The organism is Streptomyces longispororuber (assembly GCF_024448165.1).
In the GTDB taxonomy this organism is placed as follows: domain Bacteria; phylum Actinomycetota; class Actinomycetes; order Streptomycetales; family Streptomycetaceae; genus Streptomyces; species Streptomyces longispororuber_A.
Map to the genome: position 1 here is coordinate 1 of NZ_JAMOLN010000442.1, position 244 is coordinate 244.

Sequence of the window (244 nt, forward strand, 5' to 3'; positions counted from 1 at the left end):
TTGTTCGAGGGTGCTACGGCGAAGTCGTTGAAGGCGGGCAAGGCGGAGGAGCTGGCGGCGCTGCCGCTGGAGGAGCGGTTGCAGCGGCGGATCATCGACGGGGAGAAGAACGGCCTGGAGGCGGACCTCGACGAGGCGCTGCAGGACCGGCCCGCGTTGGAGATCGTCAATGACACGTTGCTGGAGGGCATGAAGGTCGTCGGTGAGCTGTTCGGCTCGGGTCAGATGCAGCTGCCGTTCGTGC

At 66.4% G+C, this 244-nt stretch carries 1 protein-coding gene; it reads left to right on the forward strand.

The features are described 5' to 3' along the window. Window positions 1-244, forward strand: a 244-nt coding sequence (locus tag M4J07_RS47760) for a B12-binding domain-containing protein (protein WP_255983672.1), incomplete at both ends; no start/stop codon positions are given.